At 67.0% G+C, this 4,138-nt stretch carries 4 protein-coding genes and 1 pseudogene; 3 read left to right on the forward strand and 2 right to left on the reverse strand.

Annotated features, from left to right (window positions below):
- The coding region (locus tag FFS27_RS29495) for a hypothetical protein (protein ID WP_137952402.1) at positions 1-616 on the reverse strand (616 nt) is incomplete at its 3' end.
- An 87-nt stretch (positions 617-703) separates the two neighbouring features.
- On the opposite strand from FFS27_RS29495, the gene FFS27_RS29500 reads away from it, so the two are divergent.
- Both FFS27_RS29500 and FFS27_RS29505 read left to right on the forward strand, forming a co-directional pair.
- Positions 704-1,387: a TetR/AcrR family transcriptional regulator gene (locus FFS27_RS29500; RefSeq protein ID WP_003085795.1), complete on the forward strand. Its 684-nt coding sequence runs from the start codon at positions 704-706 to the stop codon at positions 1,385-1,387.
- Positions 1,388-1,495: 108 nt separating this feature from the next.
- Entirely contained in the window at positions 1,496-2,437 is a 942-nt protein-coding gene (locus FFS27_RS29505) for an alpha/beta fold hydrolase (RefSeq protein WP_003085798.1), read from the forward strand.
- Between the two features lie 134 nt (positions 2,438-2,571).
- Here the strand turns inward: FFS27_RS29505 and FFS27_RS29510 are convergent, their stop codons facing one another.
- Entirely contained in the window at positions 2,572-3,405 is an 834-nt protein-coding gene (locus FFS27_RS29510) for a metal-dependent hydrolase (protein WP_003109433.1), read from the reverse strand.
- Between the two features lie 124 nt (positions 3,406-3,529).
- Here FFS27_RS29510 and oruR point away from each other — a divergent pair.
- Positions 3,530-4,138, forward strand: a pseudogene (gene oruR, locus FFS27_RS29515) (ornithine utilization transcriptional regulator OruR); the annotation flags it as partial.

Below are 4,138 nucleotides of genomic sequence, written 5' to 3' on the forward strand. Positions count from 1 at the left end.
GTTCGGCGGAGTAGAGCACCAGGTCCTGGCGCTCGAACTGGGCGGTGAGGCCGAGGTAGTCGAGGGCGCTGCCGGTGAGCATCGCCGCGGCCGCCTTGGTTTCCTGCATGCCCTGCAGGCGCGCGGGGTTGCGCTGTTCGGCCTGGGACAGGGTCATCCAGAATTCGACGGTGAGGGTGAACAGGATCGACTGCTCGCGCAGCGAGTAGCTCATCAGGCCCAGCGCCTCGGCGCCGTAGGGCTGCTTGGCGGCGCGGAAGTCGAAGTACAGGCGCATCAGCTCCTTGAGCTTGAACAGCACTTCGCGGGCCTCGTTCTGGCGGATCTCCAGGGGGCTGTAGATGTTCAGCTGCGGGCGGAAGTTTTCCTCGCTGACCATGCGCAGGTAGAGCGGCCCGGTGAATTCGCCGCTGCGTCGCGGCAGGGCGTTCTTCTGGGTTTCCTCGATCTTCTTCAGGGCGTCGATCAACACCTGGTAGTCGTGGCTGTCCCAGGGTTTCTGGATGTCCGGGATGCGCTGGCCGAGGTAGTAGAGGTCGGCGGCCGCGAGCGGGCGGCCGAGAACCAGTAAAAGGATGGCCAGCGGCCAGAGCAGGCGGCGTGATAGGGTCGGCACGGACTTTCCTTGCGGGGCGCGTGGATCGGCCTAGGTTAGCGATGGCCGGGGCCGCCGTCACCCCGCGCTTCGATTGGGGCGGACGGGATGGCAACGGCGCAGTGGGACGGCTTGCAGGCGGTATTCGAGGACCTCGGCGGCTACGGCGCGCTGGCGCGCCAGGCGGCGCAGGGCGAGGGGCCGCTGGTGGGGCATCTGCAACGGACCAACATCCAGCTCGCGGCGATCCCGGTGTTCACCCGCAAGGGAGTCGCCGAGACCACGGTCAACGACCTGCTGGAGGCGGCGCGGGTCTCGCGGCGGACTTTCTACAAGTATTTCGCCGGCAAGCTGGAGGTGCTGGAAAGCATCTACCACAGCGCCGTGCAATTGCTGCTGGCGCGCTTCGGCGGGCTGCGCAGCGAGGCCGGCAGCGACGAGGACTGGCTGCGGGCGATGGTCTCGCTGTTCTTCGACTACCACCTGGCGGTCGGTCCGATCATCCGCATGATGCAGGAGGAGGCCCTGCATGCCGGCTCGCCGCTGGCGGCGCACCGGCAGCGCGCGCACCTGAAGATTATCGAGCTGTGGGCCGAGCGCCTGGGCGCCCAGGGCGCGGCCCACGATGCGCTGACCTACCGGGTGCTGATCTGGGCGATGGAGGCGGCTTCGCTGGAGCTGCTCAATGCCAGCGACCCGCTGGAGCTGCCGCGGGTCAAGCGGGTGCTCGGCGACCTGCTGGTGGGTACGCTCTGTCCCAGCACCCAGGCTCCGACGAGACTGCAAGGGTAACAGCCGGGCAATCGCCGCTCGCGCCTACAGAACCTAGGTTGGGCTCGCAGCCCGCCGTGGCCATGCTCTGATGCCCTGTCATAACAACAAGACGGGAGACGTGCGTCCATGTCCGCGACACCCTATCTGCTGCAACCGCCGCTGGCGGTCGGATTCGCCCGCCTGGGCTTCGGCTCCCTCTCGCTGGAGTCGTTGCGCGAGCGCTACGCCGCACCGTCCAGCGGCTCGCGCTTCATCGAGTTGGACGGTTTCCCGCTGCACTACCGCGACGAGGGCAGCCGCGACAAGCCGGTGCTGGTGATGATCCACGGCGTGGTCGCCTCGCTGCACACCTGGGACGACTGGGTGAAGGCGATGTCGCCGTACTTCCGCATCGTACGCTTCGACGTGCCGGGCTTCGGCCTGACCGGGCCGGGGCGTGACAGCCGCTACTCCGGCGAGCGCATGGTGGCGATCCTCGGCCAGTTGCTCGATTTCCTCAAGATCGACAAGGCCTCGATCGCCGGCAACTCCCTGGGCGGCTATATCGCCTGGAACTTCGCCCTGGCGCAGCCGCAGCGGGTGGAACGGTTGGTGCTGATCGACCCGGCCGGTTACCAGATGCGCAAGGTGCCGTGGATGATCGCCTCGGCGGCGCTGCCCGGCTCGACCCTGGCGATGCCGCTGTGGATGCCGCGAGCGCTGATCGCCCAGGGCATCAAGGAAGTCTATGGCGAGCCGGGGCGGATCAAGCCGGGGGTGGTCGACCGCTACTACGACCTGAGCCGCCGCCCGGGCAACCGCAAGGGCATGATGGAGATCTTCCGCGTGTTGCTGAAGGTCAACCGCGAGGAACTCGGCACCTCCGGCGAACGCATCGCCCGGATCGTCGCGCCGACCCTGCTGATGTGGGGCGAACGCGACCGCTGGATCTCGCCGAAGCACGTACCGCTGTGGCAACGCGACCTGCCGGGGATCCAGGTGAAGACCTATCCGGGCGTCGGGCATATCCCCATGGAGGAGATTCCCGAGCAGACCGCGGCGGATGCACTGCGCTTCCTGATGGCCTGATCCCAGGCCGTCATGAAGAAGCCCGCGCTGGTCAGTCGCGGGCTTTTTAATGCATGGACGAAAGGCCGAAATACCAGGCAGGGCAGGGAAGCGATGCAAGCCCCTCTCGCGGCGCGGAGGGGCGGCGAGGAGGGTCAGGCGGCCTTCGGTTCCGGTTCGAACTGGTCGCGGTACTGCTCGATGAGGTGCAGGTTATTGTGCTGCCAGGGGTGGAAGTCCTTCTTGTAGAAGTCCAGGTACACGCCCACCAGCGAGCGGAACACGCCGTCCTTGCCCCACAGCCACTTGATGCCGTCGCGCCAGACCTTGAAGTTCCACAGCAGGCCGTCGCGCTTGAGCATGTGGACCAGGCCTTTGGTGGTGTCGAGGGCGAAGAAGAAGGTGCCCTGGACCATCGCCCGGCGGCGCAGCCTGGCCTTGCCGTTGACCAGCATGAACACGTCGTAGGCCACCGCCTTGTGCTCGGTTTCCTCCAGTGCGTGCCAACGCCACAGGCGGGCCATGGTCGGGTCGGCGCCTTCCAGCCACCTGGGGTTGCTCAGCAGGCCGTCGGCCATGATCGCGGTGAGGTGCTCCAGGGCCGCGGTGGCCGCCAGTTGCCGCGACGGGTGCAGTTTCTGCTGGGCGAAGCGGATGCGCCGTTTGGCGCCGCCTTCCAGGCGGTCGATGTCGTAGCCGAGGGCGCGCAGGCGGTCGCTGTAGACCAGGTGCTCGCGGCTGTGGTGGCCTTCCTGGCCGATGAAGCCACGGATCTGTTGCTTCAGCGCCGGGTCCTCGACCCGCTCGCGGTAGTGGCGCACGGAGTCGATGAAGAAGCGCTCGCCATCGGGGAACAGCACCGACATGGCGTTGAACATGTGGGTCTTGAAAGCGTCGCCGCTGTGCCAGTGGCGCGGCATCGGATCGGGCAGGTCGAAGTCCAGATGACGCGGGCGGATCTCCAGACCTTCGGGGGTGGTGCTGGCCATAGCGGCTCCCTGTGATGGTGAAGGACCATGGGATCGACTATCGCTTGCGGGGGATAGCCTCACAAGGTTATCTTCTGCCAAATTTCCGGTCATATCCGGCCAGCGGTCAGAACAATAAACAGCCATGAAACAACCGCTCAATTTCACCGCCGAACTGGTGCCGGTGGCCTATGCCGAGGCACTACTCGATCTTGTCGCGGAGTACGGCGTATCCCGCCAGGCGCTGTTCGACGCTGCGCGGGTGCGTCCCGAGGTGCTGGACAGCCCGAACGGCCGCCTGTCCTTCCTCGACTTCAACCAGCTCACCTACAGCGCCCAGGCCCTGTGCGGCGAGCCGGCGCTGGGGCTGGTGCTCGGCCAGCGCCTGAACGTCTCCGCCCACGGCATCCTCGGCTACGCGGTGCTGTCCAGCGCCAACCTGGGCAAGGCCATCCAGTTCGCCCTCAAGTACTACCGGGTGCTCGGCCTGGCCTACGAACTGGAACTGGTGCTCGATGACGGCCGCGCCGAGTTGCGCGCGGTGGAGTCGATGCCGCTGGGCGCCGCTTCGGTGTTCGCCGCCGAGGGCCTGATGGCGACGCTGTATTCCATCGCCTGCTTCCTGGTCGGCGAGCCGTTGCAGGACGTGCGGGTCGGCTTCGCCTATCCGCCGCCGGCCCATGCCCGGCGCTACGCCGAGGTGTTCGGGGTGGCCGCGGAGTTCGAGCAGCCCTGGCACTGGCTGAGCATGCCC

Origin of the sequence: Pseudomonas sp. 2VD (genome assembly GCF_005503585.1) — a bacterium.
GTDB classification, from domain to species: domain Bacteria; phylum Pseudomonadota; class Gammaproteobacteria; order Pseudomonadales; family Pseudomonadaceae; genus Pseudomonas; species Pseudomonas aeruginosa.